Here is a 19,884-nt window from a genome sequence, read left to right as displayed (position 1 = left end):
TGGGGGAACTGGAGGCGGAGCGGCTTCAGCTCAGGCGCTGGCGCGCCAGCAGCGCGGCACCGCGCGCGCCGCCGGCATCGCCAAAGCGCGGCGGCAGGATGGGCGGCACGCTGACGCCCTGGAAGAGATGCGGGCGAATCGCCTCGGGCAGATCGGCGTAGAGGCTTTGCAGCTTGGACAGCCCCCCGCCCAGCACCAGCACATGGGGGTCGTAGGCCATGATCAGGCCGGCCAGGGCATGGCCCAGCAGGTCCAGATGCACGGCCAGGGCCTGGCTCGCGTGGGCGTCGCCCGCATCGGCTGCGGCCACGATCTCGGGCACGGACTGGCCTGCCGGGCCGCCGAAATGCTGGAACAAGGCCGCCAAGCCGCTGCCCGAGACGTAGCGCTCGACACAGCTCTGCAGCCCGCAGGCACAGGCCAGCAGGGGCAGGCGGTGGCGCTGTTGCAGCAGCGCAGGCAGGGCCCAGTGGCCCCACTCTCCGGCCAGGCCGTTGTAGCCGGCGATCAGCCGGCCCTGGACGCAAAAACCGCCGCCTGCCCCGGTGCCGAGAATGGCGCCGAACATCGAAGCAAAGCTCTCGGCCGCGCCGCCTTGCGCTTCGGACAGGGCAAAGCATTGGCAGTCATTGCCGATGGCCACCGGCCGGCCCAGGCGCTCGCGCAGGGCTTGCGGCACGGCGCGGCCGCTGAGTGCGGGCACGTTCGAGCTGAGCTGCAAGCCGGTCTGCGGGCTGATGATGCCGGGCAGGCCCAGGCCCACGCGGCCGTTGCAAGTCAGGGCCCGGTCGGCCTCAATCACCAGCTCAGCAATCGCCTCGACAAAGGCCTCGAAATCCTGCGTCGGTGTGGCCACTCGGCGGCGGTAGAGCTCGTCGAAGCCGGGGGCACCCGCATCAAAGGCGACCAGCTCGATCTTGGTGCCGCCGATGTCCAGGCCGTAGCAGGGCGCGCCGCCTGGCGGGGCGGACTCAGTCGCAGTGGACACGGCCAGATTCGACATAGGGATAAATCTCCACACCCTGCACGACCCGGTTGACCGTGCCGTCGGGGAAGGGATTGTCTGGCGTCAGGCCCAGGGCCACCGAGCGGTGCAGGGCGTACTGCTGGGCCAGGATCAGCCACAGCGTGGTCAGCCAGCTGTCGCTCAGGCCGCTGGGCTCGGCGCTCAGGGCGCGGCTCAGCAGAGGGTTGTCGCCCTGCAGCGCGCCGGGACCGGCCTCGCCGATCAGCAGCACGCGGCCGGCGATGCCGTCGCGCAGCAGCTCGTTCAGCAGGTCCTGCTCATAACGGCGCGCATGCGCGTCCTGCGACTGGAAGATCACCACCAGGCTCTGGCCATTGAGCATGGACTTGGGGCCGTGGCGGAAGCCCAGCAAGGTGTTCGAGAAAGCCAGCACGCGGCCGCTGGTCAGCTCCAGCACCTTGAGCGCCGACTCTTGCGCCAGTGCCTCCAAGGGGCCGCTGCCCAGGTAGACGATGCGGTCGAAGGGCTGGGCGGCCAGCTCGGCCAGGGTGGCCGCCTGCTGGGCCAGCAAGGCCTCGGCGCGCTGGGCCACCAGTTCCAGGCGGGCCAGGCGCTCGGCCCAGGGTGCGCGGCTGAAGGCAGCCAGGGCGGCCAGCTGCATGCTGCTGAAGCTGCTGGTCATGGCAAAGCCGCGGTCGCAGGAGGCGGCCGGCATCAGCAGGTTCAGGGTGTCGGCGCGCGCCGCGTTGTTGCGGTAGAGCTCACCCTCGGCATTGCAGGTGATGTTCAGAAAGCGCGGCGCATCGATCTGCTGACGCAGCAGCTCGACGGCAGCCAGGCTTTCCGGGCTGTTGCCGCTGCGCGCAAAGGACACCAGCAAGGTGGGCTGCTCGCGTTGCAGATAGAGCTCGGGGTGGGTCAGCAGGCTGGTGGTGGCCACGGCGCGCACCTCGGCCGGCCAGTCGCGGTTGATCTCGTCGGCCAGGGTCTGGCCCACATAGGCCGAGCTGCCCGCGCCGGTCAGGATGACGCGGTGACTGGGTTCCTTCAGCCAGGCGTCCAGAAAGGCGCGCAGCTGGGCCTGATGGTTGGCCAGCGAGGCGGCCAGTTCACGCCAGACGCGGGGCTGTTGCGCGATTTCCTCCGCCGTGGCCAGGCCTTGCAAGTGCTGCCAGTCGCTGGCGGAGCGGTTGAGAAGAGTAGTCATCGGATGGATCGAAAGATTGTCGGTAAATTTATCTTTTAACTTTCGATTCGTCAAGAAAATTGACGTAAAGAAAAGAAATGGCGATGAAACAAAAGAAGTTTCTTTCGAGAAACAGGCTTAACTGTCTTTGCGGCGCAGCTGGTCCAGGGCCACGGCCAGCAGCAAGATGCCGCCGCGCACCATGTACTGGTAGAAGGCGTCGATATTGAGCAGGTTCATCGCGTTCTGCACCGTGCCCATGATGAGCACGCCCACCACCATGCCCGAGATGCTGGCGCGGCCGCCCATCAGCGAAACACCGCCGAGCACGCAGGCCGAGATCACATTGAGCTCGAAGCCTTGCGCCGCATTGGGCTGGCCGCTGGTGATGCGCGCGGCCAGGATGACGCCGGCCGCCGCCGCCACCACGCCCTGGATCAGGAAGATGGTGATGCGCACACGGGCGACGTTGATGCCGGCCAGGCGGGCGGCCTCGGGGTTGCCGCCGATGGCCAGGGTGTTGCGGCCGTAGATGGTGCGGTTGAGCAGCAGGGCGAACAAGGCCACGCAGGCGATGGTGATCCAGACCGGCACCGGCAGGCCCAGCCAGAAGGCATTGCCGAGCTCGAAGAAGGCATCGGCCGAGATGCCCACCGCCTGGCCGCCCGCGGTGATGAAGGCCAGGCCGCGCACGATCTCCATGGTGGCCAAGGTGGTGATCAAGGCATTGATCTTCCAACGCGCGATCACCACGCCATTGACCCAGCCGATCACGGCGCCGGCCGCCAGGGCCGCGGCAATGCCCAGGGCGATGCTCTCGGTCTGGTTGATCACGGTGGCGCAGAGCACGCCGGCCAGGGCCACGGTGGAGCCGATGGACAGGTCGAAGTCGCGCGAGGCGATGCAAAAGGTCATGGCGCAGGCCACCATGCCGATCTGCGAGACCGAGAGGGCCAGGCCGATCATGTTGGGCACACTGAAGAAGTACTCCACCGTCAGCGAGAGCACGCCAAACAGCAGGGCAAAGATCAGCAGCAGGCTGTGTTCGTCGAGCAGACGCAGAAGAGTCTTTCTCGTGTCAGGGGAAGAGGCAGCGGCTTGCATGTGCTTGGGGGACAAAGAGTCAGTGCTCGTGTTCATCGGGGTCGATTCAGAATTCGGTGACATGCGAGGAGAGGGCTTCAGGCCGCTTGCGCTTCTGGGCGAGCGCCGCCATCGGGCAGAGCCAGGGCCAGCACCCGGGCTTCGTTGGCCTCGCTGCGGGCCAGGCTGCCGGCGATGCGGCCCTGGCGCATGACCAGCACGCGGTCGGCCAGGCCCAGCACCTCGGGCAGCTCGCTGGAGACCACGACGATGGCCACGCCGCGCGCGGCCAGCTCATGCAGCACCTCGTAGATCTCGCTCTTGGCGCCGATGTCAATGCCGCGGGTGGGCTCGTCAATGATCAGCACCTTGAGTTCGCGCTCGGCCAGCCAGCGGGCCAGGATGGCTTTTTGCTGGTTGCCGCCCGAGAGCAGGCGGATCTCCTGCGCCGCGCTGGGCGTCTTGATGCGCAGGCGGGCGATGAACTCGGCCGCCACCTCAGCCTCGCGTCGGGCGTTGATCAGCAGGCCGGAGTTGTTGCGTCGGCAGCTGAGGTTGATGTTCTCGGCCACCGAGCGGCAGCCGATGATGCCTTGCTCCTTGCGGTCCTCGGGGCAGAACATCAGGCCGGCGGCGATCGAGCCGGCGACCGAATCGCTGCGCATCAGCTCGCCGTCCAGCCACACCTGGCCGCTGCGGCGCGGGTCCGCGCCGAAGACCAGGCGCATCAGCTCGCTGCGGCCCGCGCCCATCAGGCCGAAGAAGCCGACGATCTCGCCGGCGGCGACTTCAAAGCTGGCCGGCTTGGGCAGGCTGCGGCCGCTGAGCTGCTGCACCTGGAGTCGTGGGCTGCGTGCAGCCGTTTCGTTAGCTGCCGCGGCTTGCTTTTTCCTGCCGCTGCCGAACACATCCTGGATCTCGCGGCCCACCATGGCCTGCACCAGCTGATCTCGGCTGACGCCCTGCAGGCTGGCGAAGCGGCCGACCGAGCGGCCGTCGCGCAGCACGCTGGCGCCGTCGCAGAGGGCAAAAATCTCGTCCAGGCGGTGCGACACATAAATCAAGACCTTGCCTTGATCGCGCAGCTCGCGCACCAGGCGGAACAGGGTCTCGGTTTCGCTGTGGGAGAGCGAGCTGGTGGGTTCGTCGAGCGCGATCACGCGCGCATCGCGCAGCACCGCCTTGCAGATCTCCACCATCTGGCGCTGGCCGATGGAGAGCTCGATCATGCGGGCGTCCAGGTCCAGCGTAATGCCGATGCGGGCCAGCTGGGCACGCATCTGCGCGCGCGCCTCGGCAAAGCGCACAAAGCCCCAGCGCTGCGGCAGACGGCCCAGCCAGAGGTTCTCCAGCACCGTCATCTCGGGGATGTACTGCAGCTCCTGGTGGATGACGGCAATGCCCTGGTTCAGCGCATCGGCCGCGCTCTTGAACTGCAGGGCCTGGCCGGCCAGCGTCAGGCTGCCGCCATCGGGGCGCAGCTCGCCGCCGAGGATTTTCAGCAGCGTGCTCTTGCCCGCGCCGTTCTCGCCCAGCAGGGCATGAACCTGACCGGCCGGGATGTCGAGGTCCACGCCTCCCAGGGCGCGCACGCCGGGGAAGGATTTGCTGAGCGCGCGGATGTGCAGGTCCTGCTTCATGGCGTCACAGGCCCAGGCTGGTTCGCACCTGCTTGAAGTTGGCCCGGTCGGCCAGGGTGCCGCTGGTCAGGGTCAGCTTGGGCGGTTCCTTGCCGTTCTTGATCCAGTCGAACATGGCGACCGCCGTGTCGTAGCCATGCTTGCGCGGGCTCAGCATCACGGTGGCGACGAAGCCGGTGGGCTCGGCCTTGGCGAACTCGTTCACAGCCGACTGGCTGCCGCCGATGCCCACGCCGATCACGCTGCCGGCTTTGAAGCCCTTGCCCTCGCTGGCGCGCACGCCGCCGAGCACAGCCTCGTCATTGGGGCCGAAGACCAGCCACTGCTTGAACTTGGGGTTCTGGGTCAGGGTGACGGTGGCGGCGTTGAATGCGTTCTCGGTGTCGGCCTTGGGCATGGGGGCGCTGACGATGTTGGCCGCCGGCAGGCCGGCCTGGATCAGCACGGCGCTGCTGCCATCGGTGCGCTCTTTGGCGGTGCTGAGTTGGTCGTAGGTGACGCGCAAGGCGCCAACCTCCGCCAGCTTCCAGCCGCGCTTTTTCACTTCGGCCAGCAAGGCCTCGCCGACCTGGGCGCCGATGGCGCTGGCCGAGATGCCGACATGGGCGATCGCCTCGATCGGTTTGCCGGCGCCATTGACCAATCGGTCGTCCACGCTGATCAGCTTGAGGTTCGCTTGGCGCGCCCGCGCCTGGAGGGCCGGGCCCAGTTTCACATCGGGGGCGCAGACGATCATGCCCTGCGCGCGCTGGGCGGCCAGGTTGTCGATGGCGGAGAGCAGCTTGTCGCCATCGGGCGCCGCGATCTTGATCAGGGTGAAGCCCTTGTCCTTGGCGGCCTGCTCGGCATGGCGCCATTCGTCTTGGAACCAGGGCTCGTCGACCTGCTTGATGATGAAACCGATCTTGATCGGCGCAGCGGCCTCGGCGGCCAGGGCGGGGCCGCTGAGTACGCCGGCAGAGAGCAGGGCGGCGCTGCTGGCCACCTGGATCAGGCTGCGGCAGAAGCTGCGGCGGGCCGCGGGCATCGCGGCGGTGGCGGCGTCAAGGCAATTCGTGGCGGTTGGTTTCATCGCATGTCTCCTCGGGGTCGGGCCTGTGGGCCCGTGGCGTCTGGATGGCTGGGTTGAGTGGTGCTTGCCGCGGGTGTGCAGCTCGGGTCTGCGCGCCCCGCGAGGCCGCTCGCAGGCTGGAGTTTCGTCGCTTTGGCAACCCGGCTCGGGCGCTCCGCTGGTAAAGCTTCTGTTTAGTGCTTGTTTCTTTCGAAGCGAAAGCTTTAACTTTCGAATTTATCGGTCGATCGCGGCGCTATCGCGAGGCTTCGGGCAAACAACAAAACTTTCGAAGTGAGAATGTAGCAATAAAGATCTTTCTTTTCACTGGCATTGCAAGAATTTCTGCTAGTGGTTTCTACTAAATTTGTCTTTTTGCAGGGGTGTTGCTGGTTTTCTTCGTTGACATCTTGCTTTGTGCTGCATAGAGTCTTTCCATTGCTTTCGATTTGCGCAAAACGAGCGAGTGGCTTGCTGCGCAGCTTCAAGGCGCCGCCCACCAAGGCTGGCAGCACCTATTCACCGCAAACCAGGCCGCGCCGGCTCCAGGGCGAGGCCCGAGGAATTGCAGGACGTCGTTGTTTCAGAGGGATTCGCAGATGGTCAAGAACCGCTTACCGCAGCAGCAGCAAGGCTTGGCGCAAAAGACAGCGCTGCGCTCGCCCGCTCTGGCCCTGGCTGTGTTGCAGGTCTGCGGTGGCTTGCTGCTGACGGCCGCTGAGGTGGCCGCGGCGCCCTTGGGTGCGCTGCGCGAGATCCAGGCCGTGCCGGCCTCGGCCACGCCAGCGCCAGGCGAAGGCCTGCAGCAATGGGACCTGCGCACCGACACCAAGATGCGTCTGCGCATCAGCCTGCTTAAGCCCGATGTGCTGCGCCTCTGGGCCGGTGCCAAGGACCAGCTGCCGCCGGCCACGGACAAGGCCGCGCCCATCGTCATCGAGACGGTCAGCCAGCCTGTGGCCCACAGCTGGAGCGATCAGGGCGATCACCACCTGCTCAAGACCGAGGCCCTGGCCCTGCGCGTTTACAAGAAGCCCTTGCGCCTGGCGCTGTACAAGGCCGACAACCGCAGCCTGCTCTGGCAGGAGACCCAAAGCCTGGACATCGCCGACAAACTCAGCGTGCAGACCTTGAGCAGCCAGAAGGACGAACGCTTCTTCGGCGGTGGCCAGCAGAATGGCCGTTATGAGTTCAAGGGCAAGCAGCTGGAAGTCTCGTACTCGGGCGGCTGGGAAGAGGGCGATCGGCCCAGTCCTGCGCCTTTCCTGATGAGCTCGCGCGGCTGGGGCATGCTTCGCAACACCTGGAGCGATGGCAGCTACGACCTGCGCTCGCCCGAGCAGATCTCGCTGCAGCACCAGGAGGGTCGTTTCGATGCTTTCTTCTTTGTCGGCCCCAGCATCCGCGAGGTCCTGGCCCGCTACACCGAGCTGACCGGCCGCGCCCGCCTGCTGCCGCGCTGGGCTTATGAGTACGGCGATGCCGATTGCTACAACGACGGTGACAACGTCAAGAAGCCCGGCACCGTGCCCAAGGGCTGGAGCGATGGCCCGACCGGCAAGACACCCGATGTGCTGAACTCGGTGGCCCGCAAATACCGCGAGCACGACATGCCCGGCGGCTGGATCCTGCCCAACGACGGCTATGGCTGCGGCTACACCGACCTGCCCGATGTCGTGAAGGGCCTGTCCGATCTGGGCTTCCGCACCGGCTTGTGGACCGAGAACGGCGTGGACAAGATCAAGTGGGAAGTCGGCACCGCCGGCAGCCGCGCGCAGAAGCTGGACGTGGCCTGGACCGGCCAGGGCTACCAGTTCGCCATGGACGCCAACCAGTCGGCCTTCAAGGGCATTCTGGATAATTCCGACGCCCGGCCGTTCTTGTGGACCGTGATGGGTTGGGCCGGCATCCAGCGCTACGCCGTGACCTGGACCGGCGATCAGAGCAGCAGCTGGGACTACATCCGCTGGCACATCCCGACCCTGGTCGGCTCCGGCCTCTCGGGCCAGGTCTATGCCACCGGCGACGTGGACGCCATCTTCGGCGGCAGCCCCGAAACCTTCACCCGCGACCTGCAGTGGAAGACCTTCACCCCTGTGCTGATGGGCATGAGCGGCTGGGCCGAGCAAGCGCGCAAGCACCCCTGGGCCTACGAGGAACCCTACCGCAGCATCAACCGCAAATACCTGAAGCTCAAGATGCGGCTGACGCCGTACATGTACACCCTGGCCCATGAGGCCGAGGTCAGCGGCGCGCCCCTGGTGCGCGGCCTGATGTGGGACCACCCGCAGGACCCGTCCGCCTTCACCGAGGCGCACAAGTACCAGTTCCTGCTCGGCCGCGATCTTCTGGTGGCGCCGGTCTACCGCAGCCAGGCCGCCTCGGGCGGCTGGCGCAAGAACATCCACCTGCCGCAAGGCCATTGGTTCGACTACTGGGACGGCCGCAGCATGCGTGCGCCGGAAGCCGGCCGCACGATAGACCTGCAGGTCAGCCTGGACAAGCTGCCCGTCTTTGTGCGCGGCGGCGCCATCCTGCCGCTCTACCCGGAAAGCCTGTACGACGGCGAGAAGGCCAAGGACGAACTGGGCCTGGATCTTTATCCCCTCGGTGAGTCGAGCTTCACCCTGTACGAGGACGATGGCCTGACGCGCCAGTACCGCGAGCAGGGCAAGAGCAGCCGCCAACTGATCCGCATGAGCGCGCCGATGGACGGCGCCGGCGATGTGCGCGTGCAGGTCGGCGCGGTCGAGGGCGAGTACGCCGGACAGCTGGCTCAGCGCCGCCTGGCCTTGAGTGTGCACACCCGCGTCAAGCCGCAAGCCGTGGAATTGGGCGCTCAGCTTCTGCCCGAGCTGGCCGATGCCCAGGCCTTGCAAGCGGCCAGCCAGGGCTGGTACTACGACGCGGCCGACCGCTTCGGCACGGTGCAGATCAAGACCGGCCCGCGCTCCATCCGCCAGCCGGCCAGCTTCCTGTTGAAGATCGCCGCGGGCAGCGTGCTGGCCGGCAGCGAGGATTTCCCGGCCGCCCCGGTGCTGGGCCGCCAGGTACCGGTGGACAGCCTGACCGTGGTCAACCGCCCGGCCGAAGAGCCTGGCCACAACATCGAGCGTGCGTTTGACGGCAAGCCCGAGACCTGGTTCCGAACCACCCGCAACCAGGCCATGAAGGCCGGGCCGCATGAATGGGTGCTGGGCCTGGGCGAGCGCCGCCTGATCGACGGCATCGAGATCGCGCCGCGCAATGACAAGAACTGGAAGTACGGCCAGGTGCGCGACTTCGAGGTTTACATGGGCGACAACAACGGCGACTGGGGCGCCCCGGTGCTGGCCGGCCGCCTGCAGCTGAAGGAAGGCCTGCAGACCATCAACTTCCCCAAGCCGGCCGCCGGCCGCCTGCTGCGCTTCCGTGTGCTGAGCACGCACAACGCCACGGCCGATGCACCCGCTGCGGTGGACCCCATGGTCACGGCGGTGGTGGACAAGCCAGCTGCCGTGCCGGCCAAGGCCTTCAATGCCTTGGTGCCCAGCGAGGTCGAACCCATCGCCTTGTCGGAGTTCCATGTGCTCGAACACCGCGCTGCCGAAGGCGCGGCCGAGCAGCAGCGCTCCCTTTCCGAGCTGCCGGTCGTCGGCGCCGCGCGCCGTGACCGCCCAGCCAGCGCCGCCACGCAGATGCGCATGAACGGCCTGCAGTTCCACAAAGGCCTGGGCGTGGGCGCCAGCAGCCGCCTGGACTTCAGCCTCGGCGGCAGCTGGAACCTGTTCCGTGCCGACCTCGGCGTCGACGACAGCTGCCGCAGCTTCGGCGGCCTGCAGTTCCAGGTCTGGGGCGATGGCCGTCTGCTCTACGACAGCGGCCACATTCAAGCACCGGCCGTGGTCAAACCCGAACTCGATGTGCGGGGGCTCAAACATCTGAGCCTGCGCACCCTGGGCGCCACCGGCAGCCAGGCCCACAAGGTCTGCGCCAACTGGGCCAATGCCTCGCTGCTGGGGCTGGACGGCGCCACGGTGAAACACGAGGTCGCACCGCCGCCGCCTCCGCGGCAAGGCGGAACTGCTGCCCCGCGCTGACGACCCAGCCAGCCCCCGACCTTTCCCCCTTCACTGACCCCCATTCGTTGGCAAGAACAGGCCAGCCGCGTCGCGGCGTGCCCAAAACCCTGGAGATGAGACGATGAAACGTACGAGCAAATTGGTGGCCGTCCTGGCCGCAGCCGGCCTGGCTTCCTGGGCCCAAGCCCAGACAGCGAACCCGAGCAATAAAGAAGCGGGCGAGAAGCTGGACCGCGTCGAGGTGACCGGCTCCAGCATCAAGCGCATCAACGCCGAGACCGCTTCGCCGGTGCAGGTGGTGGACGCCAAGCAGATCGAAAACATGGGCGCCAAGACCCTGCAGCAGGTGCTGGAAAACCTGCCCGCCAATATGCCGGCCCTGCAGGACTTCCGCTCCATGTTTACCGGCACCGACGGCGCCTCGCAGGCCAATTTGCGCGGCCTCGGTGCGCAGGGCACGCTGATGTTGCTGAACGGCCGCCGCCTGTCTTTCTATGGCGCGCCCGATGGCTTCCAGACCCAGTTCGTCAACATCGACACGATTCCCGCCGCCGCCATCGAGCGCATGGAAATCCTGACCGATGGTGCCTCCGCCATCTATGGCTCAGACGCCGTGGCCGGCGTGATCAATGTGATCACCAGGAAGGAGTTCACCGGCCTGCAGCTGAGCGCCAACACCGAGAGCTCGCAGCGCATCAAGGCCTATGGCCAGCACTCGGCCAGCGCCATGTTCGGCTTCGGTGATCTGGCGCGCGACAAGTTCAATGTCTACGGCTCGGTCAATCTCTACAAGCGCGACACCGTGTCCCCGGAGGACACCCTGGACAAGCGTCCGGCCGGCTACTACATCGACAACCCGAACTACATCAAGAACTTCCGCATCAGCGACGGCAGCACGCCGGGCGTGCTCAACCCCGGCACCCAGTTCGTGTTCGACAGCAAGAATGCCCGCTCAAGCATGGCCGTGCCCGGCTGCACCAGCATCGTCGTCACCGGTGCCAACAGCAGCTGCGCGATCAACAACCTGCCTTATCAGCTGGCCGTGGTCGGCAAGTCGGACCGTGCCACCTTGTTCCTGAACGGGGTCTATGCCGCCAGTGCCGATATGGAGTTCTTCGGCCAGGCCAACTACACCCAGATCGAGCTGAGCTCGGTCAACCGCCCGGCTTTCTTCAACAGCGGCTCGACCAGCAACTGGTTCTCGCGCGACACCGGCACCACGCTGAACACCTTCACCCAGCCCTTCCTGGGCCCGAACAACGTCTACAACAAGCTCACGCCCGAGCTCAAGGCCAAGATGGGCGGTGCCGCTGGCCTGACCTATTACCTGCTGGACGATCTGAATCACATCGGCCAGAAGAACGAAGACAAGAGCTACCGCGTGCTGGGCGGTGTGCGCGGCAGCTTCGGTGCCTGGGACTACGAGTCGGCCCTCAGCCTGGCCGGCAGCCACTCGACCCTGTACCAGACCATCAACACCAGCAAGAAGGGCTTCGAGAAGGCTTTCGGCCCCTACACCTACGATCCGGTCACCAAACGCACTTACATCGCTGACAAGCCAGCTTACAAGTTCGGTGAGATCAGCGAGTCCAATGCCGCGCTGCTGCGCGAGGCCTTCCCGACCTTCGACATCCAGTCCTGGACCAAGCTGGCCACCTGGGACGGCAAGATCGAAGGCGAGGTCGCCCGGCTCGACGCCGGCGCCGTGCGTGCGGCCTTCGGCGCCCAGCTGATGCGCGAGGAGTTCTACACACCGGGCAATCCGGCTGCCGCGGCCGGCGACATCACCCAGCAGGGCGGTTCTTGGTTCAAGGGCGAACGCAATGTGGCGGCCCTGTTCAGCGAAGCCATCGTGCCGCTGAGCAAGGACCTGGAAATGGACGCGGCCGTGCGTCTGGACAAGTACCCCAACTTCGCTGCCAATCTAGCGCCCAAGATCGGCCTGAAGTACCGCGTCATGCCCGAGCTGCTGCTGCGTGGCACCTATTCGGAAGGCTTCCGTGCGCCCAATCTGGCCGAGTCCGGCAACGGCGGCGTCTTTGCACAGACGGCGGTGCGAGATGGCCTGCGCTGTATCGAGACCGACGCGATCGCCAACCTGCTGAAGAAGTCAGCCGTGGCCTCCGAGCGCGAGCGCGGCACCCAGCTCTTCAACAGCAACTGCAACACCGTGGTCGGTGGCATGACCCCGCCGAACAAGGACCTGCAGCCCGAGAAAGCCAAGATCTCGACCCTGGGGATCGTGTTGCAGCCGCACAAGGACTTCAATGTCTCGGCCGACTACTTCTTCGTCTCTCGTCGCAACGAGATCGTGCGCGAGGACTTCGGCCGGCTGTTCAAGGAGGCGGTCGAGAAGTACGGCCCGGGCCTGGAAGGCGCGCCCAATGCCCAGCGTGTACCGTTGTCCGACAGTGACAAGGCCGTGATGGTGGAAGTGGCCACCATGTGTGCCAACCCGGCCAATGCGGCGGCTTGCGCGGCCGGCGTGCCCAAGTACTCAGCGGGTAATTTGGCCGGCTTGGTCAACAAGTACTTGAACCGCGGCCGCACCCTGGTGGATGGCTTCGACTTCGATGCCCAAGGCCGCTTCAGCCTGGGCGACTTTGGCCGCCTGGGTCTGGGCATCAAGACAACCATCATGAACCGCACCCTCTACAACTACGAGGATGGCGAGGGTTGGTCGGGCAACTACATCGGCCTGCACGGCAACCCCAAGGTCACGGCCACGCTGAATGCCGACTGGAAGTACCGCGACTTCACGACCAGTGTGTTCGTCAATTACACCGGCACCCGCAAGTGGGCCGACTACCCGGGCGACGAGACCTACACGCCGGAAGCCTGCGAAGCCAAGGGCGGCGCACTGACGGCGGATGACTGCCGCCGCGGCATTCCGTCCTACACCACGGTCAATCTGTCGATGAACTGGACGCCGATCAAGCACCTGAACCTGGGCTTGAATGTCAAGAACCTGTTCAACCGCCAGCCCTACTACGACCCCAATGGCTGGGAAGGTTATGACCACCGCTACAACATCTTCGGTCGGGTGTTGAGCGTGTCGGCCAGCTACAAGTTCTGGTGAACCGCCAGAGCAAGGTGTGAGCGTTCCGGCCGGGGATAGGGGCTTGCTTCAATCCCCGGCCTGCCTGAAATCAATCACCCCAGCCGGGGTGATCTTGAAAGTGAAATGCCATGTCTCTGAGCTCCTGGCTGTCCTCGACGGCCCTGACTTGCGCCTGCCTGCTGGGCCTGAGTGCTTGCGGCGGCGCGGCCTCGCTGGCCGATGAACCGGCCCTGGCACAGCCTGCGGATCTGAATGCCGGCACCACGGTGCGTGCCTTGGCGGTTCGACCGGGCGACACCGCCAACATCACCTCCACGGTCGGCAAACTGGCCCCGGCCCGCGTGGCCCTGGCCGGCAATGCCTTCATCACCAGCGCAGCGCCCGATGCGCCCGAGTGGATCTCTTACAACGAAGGCCTGATGGACTGGAGCGATTCCCGCACCGTCATCAGCAGCTGGGTGCGCGTGGCCCAGCCCGGCAAGTTCAACATCAGCCTCAAGGGCACGGTGCCGGCCGGCAGCGTCAGCCAGGTGCGCGTTTCGGCCCTGGGCAAGAAATTCAATCTGCGCCTGACGCCCACGGCCGGCCCCTTCACCACCCTGGCCACGGTCGATGTGCCGCAGGCCGGCTATGTGCGCATCGATGTGCAAGGCTTGAGCCGCACGGGCCCGGAGTTCGCGCAGCTGCAGGCCATTGAGCTAAGCGGCACGGCGGCGGCCGGCCTGGTCTATGCGAACGTTGACGCCGATTGGGGCTACTACTGGTCGCGCCGCGGCCCCTCGGTGCACATGAGCTACACCGCGCCGGCCAACACCGAGTACCTCTACAACGAGCTGACCATTCCGGTCGGTGAGGACACCGTCGGCTCTTACTTCATGGCCAATGGTTTCGGCGAGGGCTACTTCGGCATCCAGGTCAAGGAAGAAGAGCGCTGGGTGCTGTTCTCGGTCTGGGATGCCGACAGCGGCAAGACCACGCTGGTGAACAAAGGCCCCGAGGTCGTCAGCAATGAGTTCGGCGGTGAGGGCACGGGCGGCCAGAGCTATCTGGTCTACCCCTGGAAGGCCGGCACCACCTACCCCTTCATCACCCGCGTGCGCCCGGACGGCCAGGGCAACACCTTGTATTCCTCCTGGTTCTATGCGGTAGAGCAGGGCCAGTGGCGCTTCATCGCCACCTGGAAGCGCCCCAACACCAACACCTGGCTGACCGGCCCTTATTCCTTCTGCGAGAACTTCATCGACACCAATGGCTTCGCTGGCCGCAAGATGCTGATGGGCCAGCAATGGGCCGTCAACAAGAGCGGCGCCTGGACCGAGCTGAACAAGGGCTGGTTCACGGTTGACCCGACCGGCGGCACCCGCCAGCGCCTGGACTTCGCCGGCGGTGTCGATGCCAGCGGCCAGTTCTATCTGCGCAACGGCGGCTTCTTCAACGAGACCGTGCCGGCCAACCAGAGCTTCACTCGCCCGCTGACCGGCAAGAAACCGACCGTGGATTTGAGCGCCTTGCCTTGATCGGCAGGCACCCTCGCGCCCGGGCTTTCGTGCTCGGGTGCGCGGCGCCACAATGCGCCGGCGCCGTCTGCTGAAGTTCAAGCCCGCAGCTTTTCGTCCCTTCCCCTTTTTTCCTTCCTCATGCACGCACGCACCATGCAACGCCGACACTTTCTTTCCTCCAGCTCCGCTGCCCTGGGCGCCGCGGGTTTGAGCACTTTGATGCCTGTGGCGGCCCGCGCGGCCGGCCGCGAGCGCCTGCGCCTGGGCCTGATCGGCACCGGCATGCGGGGTCAGGTCTTGCTGACCGAGCTGCTGCGCCGCGACGATGTCGATGTGGTGGCCCTGTGTGACATCGAGCCCATCATGCTGGGCCGTGCGCTGGCCATGGTGGAGCGCTTCAAAAAGAGCAAACCGCAGACCTACGGCGAGAGCGGCGACAAACTCGCCTACCGCAAGCTGCTGGAGCAAAAAGGCCTGGACGGCGTCATCATCGCCACGCCCTGGGAGCTGCATGCCTCCATGGCCATCGATGCCATGAATGCCAAGGTGCCGGTGGGTTGCGAGGTGGTGGCCGGCATCACCCTGCAAGACCACTGGGACGTGCTGCGCACGCAGCAGCGCACCGGTACGCCTTATATGCTGCTGGAAAACGTCTGCTACCGACGCGATGTGATGGCGGTGCTGCAGATGGTGCGCGCCGGCCTGTTCGGTGAGCTGGTGCATCTGCAGGGCGGCTACCAGCACGATCTGCGCGCAGTCAAGTTCAACAACGGCGACCCGGCCAAGCCCTATGGCAGCGGCGTGGAGTTCGGCGAGAAGGGCTGGAGCGAGGCGCGCTGGCGCACCGAGCATTCGGTGCGGCGCAATGGCGAGCTCTACCCCAGCCACGGCATCGGCCCCTGCGCCATGTACGCCAACATCCACCGCGGCAACCGCTTCACCCACATCAATGCCTTTGCCAGCAAGGCACGGGGCTTGAACGACTACATCAGCAAGAAGATGGGCGCCAAGGACCACCCCAGCGCCAAGGTGAAGTTCAAGCTCGGCGATGTGGTCACCACCACCCTGGCCTGCGAGAACGGCGAGACCATCATCCTGCAGCACGACACCTCGCTGCCGCGTCCCTACTCGTTGGGCTTCCGCGTGCAGGGCACCGACGGCTTGTGGATGGACCTGAACCGCTCCATCCACATCGAAGGCATCAGCAAGCCCCACCAGTGGGAGGACTTCAAGTCCTATCAGGACAAGTTCGAACACCCGCTGTGGAAGAAGTACGCGGCCAAGGCCGAAGGCGCAGGCCACGGCGGCATGGACTTCTTCGTCGTCCACGCCTTTGTCGAAGCGCTCAAGGCCAATGCGCCCATGCCCATTGACATCTACGACGCCGTCGCCTGGAGCGCGATCACGCCGCTGTCCGAGCAGTCCATCGCCGAGGGCTTCAAGACCCTGGCCTTCCCGGACTTCACCGAAGGCCTGTGGAAGACGCGCAAGCCCATCTTCGCCTTCGACGACAAGTACTGAGTCGCGGCATGAGCACGCTGCGCCGCAGTTCCTGGATCGCCGGCCTGCTGCTGCTGGCCCTGGCCGGTTCGATTTCCGCCCCAGCCTGGAGCGCGCCCGCGCGCTTCGAGCTGGGCCGGGATGAGTTCTTGTTGAATGGTCAGCCCACCCAGCTGATCGGCTGCGAGATGCACCCCGCGCGCATCCCGCCCGAGTACTGGCAGCACCGCCTGCGCATGGCGCGCGCCATGGGCTGCAATGCGGTGCCGATCTACTTGTTCTGGAATCAGCACGAGGCGCGGCCGGGCCGCTTTGATTTCAAGACCGGCAGCCGCGACATCGCGCGCTTCGCCCGCCTGGCCCAGGCCGAGGGCTTGCTGGTGCTGCTGCGTCCCGGGCCTTACGTCTGTGGCGAATGGGATCTGGGTGGTTTGCCGCCCTATCTGCTGGCTCATGCGGACATCGGTCTTCGCGGCCAAGACCCGCGCTATATGCAGGCGGTGACGCGTTATGTGCGCGCCGTCTCCCGAGCGCTGGCGCCGCTGCAGATCCAGCGCGGCGGGCCGATTGCGATGCTGCAGATCGAGAACGAATACGGCAGCTACGCCAATGACCGCGGCTATCTGCAGAAACTGGCCGCACTCTGGCGCGCCGAGGGCTGGCAGATTCCGTTCTACACCGCCGATGGCCCGACCGCCCAGATGCTGGGCGCCGGCAGCCTTCCCGGCGTGGCCGTGGGCCTGGATTCGGGCAGCGAGCCGGCCCACTTCGAGCTGGCCCAGCGCCTGAACCCCGGCGTGCCGGTGTTCAGCAGCGAAACCTATCCCGGCTGGCTGACCCACTGGGGCGAGGCCTGGGCCCGGCCCGAGGTCGAGCCTTTGTTGAAGGAGGTGGACTTCCTGCTGCGCGCGGGCAAGTCTTTCAGCTTCTACGTCGCCCACGGTGGCAGCAATTTCGGCTTCACCGCCGGCGCCAATTCAGGCGGCAAGGGCTATGAGCCCGATGTCACCAGCTACGACTACGACGCGCCGATCGACGAGCAGGGCCGGCCGCGCGCCAAGTACTTCCAGCTGCGCGATCGAATCGCGGCCCTGCGCCAGGATCGCAGCCCTTTGCCCGAGCTGCCCGCGCCGATCCCGGTGATGAGCCTGCCAGCCCTGCAGCTGGAGCCGCATGCCTCGCTCTGGCAACACCTGCCCCCAGCTCGGCGCAGCTCGCATCCCAAGACCTTCGAAGCCTTGGGCCATGAGCAGGGCTTGATGCTCTACCGCACCCGCTTGGTCGGTGCGCGCAGCGGCAAGCTGGTCCTGCATGGTCTGCATGACTTGGCCAGTGTCTACCTGGATGGCCGCCTGATCGGCCACCTGGACCGCCGCCTGGGCGAGAACAGCCTAGAGTTGCCCGCCAGCGATGCGGCCGAGCCGCAGCTGGAGATCCTGGTTGAGGCCATGGGTCGCATCAACTTTGGCCCGCTGTTGGTCGATCGCAAAGGCATCACCGAACGCGTGAGCCTCAACGGCATGACCTTGCTGGGCTGGGACCACCACCCGCTGCCCCTGCGCGAGCGCTGGGTGCAGGGGCTGCCAGCTGCTGCATCCGTGGCGGCGCTGGACCCACGACCGGGCCGTTTCTTCAAGGCCAGTTTCGAGATCGCTGGAACGCCAGCCGACTCCTTCCTGGACCTCTCTCAATTCGGCAAAGGCATGGTCTGGGTCAACGGTCACAACCTTGGCCGCTACTGGAATATCGGCCCCCAGCAGCGGCTCTACCTGCCCGCACCTTGGCTGCATCGCGGTCGCAATGAGCTGATCGTGCTGGACCTGCGCGACACGCATGAGTCGCAGGGAGCTCGTGCAGGGCAGGGCCCTGTGGTCAGGGGCTTCGAAGCGATGAATCCCTGACTGCCTCGCCGTTGAGTGATGGCCTGCAGAGGCCTTAGCTCGCTGTGCTGGCCTCTTGCGGGCGTCGGCCGCGCTGGGCCTGGCTGCGCAACAACAGGAGGCCGGCGATGCCGACCAGCATCAGGCTCGAAGGCTCGGGAACGGTGCCGCCCAGACCGGCCACGGCCAGCACACCGCTGCCTTTGGCGCCGCCCGCGTTGATGGTCGCCATCTGCTGGGCGCTGAGGGTGTCGTCAAAGAAGAACACGCTGTCCATCAGCCCATGCAGCGGATACGCGCCGTTGGCGTTGCGACCGATGTCGATGAAGTTCTGGGAGGCGTTGGGGCTGTCCGCCACCGTCATCGCCAGCACGCCGTTGACGTAGAGCGATTGGTTGATGCCGTCGAAGGTCTGCGAGATCAGGGTCCACTCATTGCTGCTCGCCGTTCCCGATTGAACGACGCCCTTGTGTGAGACCGACCACCGACCGCCGTTGGCCTGGGTGAAGCGGTCCCAGCCGCCGTTGTCGTTGGACAGGAAGATGTTCCAGGCATTGGGGTCGGCCAGCTTGACCCAGGCGCCCCAGGAGAAGCTGGGGTTGGTGTTGCCACTGGAGTTGATATTGGCGCGCAGCCAGGACCGACCGCTGCCGTCGAAGGAGGCCGCTTGACCGCTCAAGCCGCTGACGAAGGAAACAGCGGCACCGGGCGCGGTGAGGGCCGGCCTCGCACCGGCAGCATTGGCCCCGTTGCCGTCCAGCAAGTAGAGCCCTTGCAAGACCGGCGAGGCTTGGGCGAGGGCGGCCATGGCGCCGAATGCGCAGGCGACGGAAAGGCCTCGCACTGACTTGCTGAGCTGGGAAGAAGTCTCGTGTGGGGTGGTCGGCATCGGCATGGTTGCGGTCAGTGTTTGTGAGTCGGGCTGGGTGCAGTCACTGACGCCAACCGGGCCGCCCTTGAGCATGGAATGGAGCGTGTCGTGTGGGACCTTGCTCGCCAATTTCAGAATACAAGCGCTGGTTGGGTGCAGCGTTTCACGCCTTGGACGGCTCGACACATATTCCACAGTTCGCTCGTTTAGATCGCTCGCTCAGTGGCTCTGTTCTGCCCTGCAGACATTGGGGCGTACTCAGCGCCATCATGCAAAAGGGTCAGCAGACGGCACAGAGCAGCCTTCTTGTTCTCCCTCGTGAGGCCCTGCAGTCCGGGCCACCGCCGGGCTCATGGTTCCGGGGTCGGCCCTGGCGGGCCGACTGCCTTGCGCTGCTCGCGCCTCGGGGCTGGCGCATAACTCTCTTCACTCACTGCGTTCGTTTCGTTCAGACAGACGCGCCAAGTCAGAGCTTGAAGCGCGCGGGTACGCGCGCGCCCCGAGCCGCTGCGCTGCTCAGCCCTTCACAAATCGCCCAGCGGCGACCCGAACTGCAGGGCGCTTGCATCGCGATCGATCTGCCCCTCGACGGTGGAACACGCCAAACTCGGAGGTGGCTCGGCCCGACGACGGGCGATTTGTGCGCGGCCGAGGGCGCAGCGGAGCGGCTCAGGCGCGCGCCGAAGCTTGCTTCAAGCACTGACTCGGCGCCACCGTTTGACCACAGTGAGCGCAGCGAACGGAGGGAGTTTGGCGCCGCTGAGCCGCGCAGTGAGCAGCGAGGGCAGTCGGCTCGCAGAGCCGACCCGGGCACCATGAGCCCGGCGGCGGGCCGAGCTACCGCAGCGAGGAAACCAGACCGTCGAATTTCCGCTTTGTGCCGTTTGCAGACTCAGTCCGCCTGTCGACCGCCCAGAAAAAAGCCCGCCGAGCAGTGGGCTCGCCGGGCTTGAATTCAGTATTGGGGTTGACGAGCCCGACCTCGGCACTGGTCACAACGGCTAGGGCTGCTTGGTTCCCCACCTGACCCGGTTGGCCGCGCTTCCATGCGAGGAGGCCCGTCAGCGAGCATTATAAACGATGCT

11 protein-coding genes and 1 other RNA gene are annotated in these 19,884 nt (G+C 66.0%); 5 read left to right on the top strand and 7 right to left on the bottom strand.

What is annotated here, in order from left to right; genetic code table 11:
- Positions 1 to 25: 25 nt before the first annotated feature.
- The 5 genes from ACQY39_RS18890 to ACQY39_RS18870 form a co-directional block, all read right to left on the bottom strand.
- Complete coding sequence (locus tag ACQY39_RS18890; RefSeq protein ID WP_428508853.1) at positions 26 to 988, bottom strand: ROK family protein; 963 nt, start codon at positions 986 to 988, stop codon at positions 26 to 28.
- Complete coding sequence (locus tag ACQY39_RS18885) at positions 972 to 2,174, bottom strand: SIS domain-containing protein (protein WP_428508851.1); 1,203 nt, start codon at positions 2,172 to 2,174, stop codon at positions 972 to 974. The genes ACQY39_RS18890 and ACQY39_RS18885 overlap by 17 nt, the downstream gene beginning before the upstream one ends.
- A gap of 117 nt (positions 2,175 to 2,291) precedes the next feature.
- A complete protein-coding gene (gene araH / locus ACQY39_RS18880) occupies positions 2,292 to 3,257 on the bottom strand; it encodes an L-arabinose ABC transporter permease AraH (protein WP_428510884.1) in 966 nt (321 codons plus the stop codon).
- Positions 3,258 to 3,334: 77 nt separating this feature from the next.
- Positions 3,335 to 4,876, bottom strand: coding sequence for an L-arabinose ABC transporter ATP-binding protein AraG (gene araG, locus ACQY39_RS18875; RefSeq protein ID WP_428508849.1), 1,542 nt, complete (start codon positions 4,874 to 4,876; stop codon positions 3,335 to 3,337).
- A 4-nt stretch (positions 4,877 to 4,880) separates the two neighbouring features.
- On the bottom strand, positions 4,881 to 5,903 hold the full coding sequence (locus ACQY39_RS18870) for a substrate-binding domain-containing protein (protein ID WP_428510882.1): 1,023 nt from the start codon (positions 5,901 to 5,903) through the stop codon (positions 4,881 to 4,883).
- Positions 5,904 to 6,526: 623 nt separating this feature from the next.
- Between ACQY39_RS18870 and ACQY39_RS18865 the strand changes: the two genes are divergently transcribed.
- The 5 genes from ACQY39_RS18865 to ACQY39_RS18845 all read left to right on the top strand — a co-directional run bounded on the left by ACQY39_RS18865 (position 6,527) and on the right by ACQY39_RS18845 (position 17,949).
- Positions 6,527 to 10,006 carry a TIM-barrel domain-containing protein gene (locus tag ACQY39_RS18865; protein ID WP_428508847.1) on the top strand — a complete coding sequence of 1,160 codons (3,480 nt, stop codon included), beginning with the start codon at positions 6,527 to 6,529 and terminating at the stop codon, positions 10,004 to 10,006.
- Positions 10,007 to 10,109: 103 nt separating this feature from the next.
- The gene (locus ACQY39_RS18860; RefSeq protein WP_428508845.1) at positions 10,110 to 13,067 is read left to right on the top strand and encodes a TonB-dependent receptor domain-containing protein; all 2,958 of its coding nucleotides are present in this window, start codon (positions 10,110 to 10,112) and stop codon (positions 13,065 to 13,067) included.
- A gap of 110 nt (positions 13,068 to 13,177) precedes the next feature.
- Positions 13,178 to 14,566: a DUF3472 domain-containing protein gene (locus ACQY39_RS18855; RefSeq protein ID WP_428508843.1), complete on the top strand. Its 1,389-nt coding sequence runs from the start codon at positions 13,178 to 13,180 to the stop codon at positions 14,564 to 14,566.
- Between the two features lie 120 nt (positions 14,567 to 14,686).
- On the top strand, positions 14,687 to 16,069 hold the full coding sequence (locus ACQY39_RS18850; protein WP_428508841.1) for a Gfo/Idh/MocA family protein: 1,383 nt from the start codon (positions 14,687 to 14,689) through the stop codon (positions 16,067 to 16,069).
- A gap of 8 nt (positions 16,070 to 16,077) precedes the next feature.
- Positions 16,078 to 17,949, top strand: a complete 1,872-nt coding sequence (locus tag ACQY39_RS18845; protein ID WP_428508839.1) for a glycoside hydrolase family 35 protein — start codon at positions 16,078 to 16,080, stop codon at positions 17,947 to 17,949.
- Positions 17,950 to 17,983: 34 nt separating this feature from the next.
- Here ACQY39_RS18845 and ACQY39_RS18840 read toward each other — a convergent pair whose 3' ends face one another.
- Both ACQY39_RS18840 and ffs read right to left on the bottom strand, forming a co-directional pair.
- Entirely contained in the window at positions 17,984 to 18,736 is a 753-nt protein-coding gene (locus ACQY39_RS18840) for a LamG domain-containing protein (RefSeq protein WP_428508837.1), read from the bottom strand.
- 1,029 nt (positions 18,737 to 19,765) lie between these two features.
- Positions 19,766 to 19,862, bottom strand: an RNA gene (gene ffs, locus ACQY39_RS18835) — signal recognition particle sRNA small type.
- Between the last annotated feature and the right edge of the window lie 22 nt (positions 19,863 to 19,884).

Origin of the sequence: Roseateles sp. (assembly GCF_965262435.1) — a bacterium.
Taxonomy (GTDB): domain Bacteria; phylum Pseudomonadota; class Gammaproteobacteria; order Burkholderiales; family Burkholderiaceae_C; genus Paucibacter_A.
This window is presented reverse-complemented; position numbering and strand designations above follow the sequence as displayed.